1 pseudogene is annotated in these 235 nt (G+C 66.0%); it reads right to left on the bottom strand.

The features are described 5' to 3' along the window. Window positions 1-235: pseudogene (locus F6S12_RS33535) on the bottom strand (sigma-54-dependent Fis family transcriptional regulator); the annotation flags it as partial.

Genomic DNA, 235 nt, shown 5'->3' on the forward strand with positions numbered 1-235 from the left:
AGTTGCTCGGGCAAATCATGCAGTTGGATCAGCGGTCCTTCGCACACCGCGCAGGCGTAGCGCAGCACGTGGCGCAATTGCCGCACGTTGCCCGGCCAGCGGTAGCCCAGCAGGCATTCCAGCGCCGCATTGCCCAGTTGCACCGGCGCACCGCAGCGCTTGGATTCCTCTTCGACAATCCGGGTGATCAGCGCCAGCCGGTCGCTGCGCTCGCGCAGCGGTGGCAACTGAAAGC

The sequence above is a fragment of the Pseudomonas sp. JV245A genome (assembly GCF_032424515.1).
Lineage (GTDB): Bacteria > Pseudomonadota > Gammaproteobacteria > Pseudomonadales > Pseudomonadaceae > Aquipseudomonas > Aquipseudomonas protegens.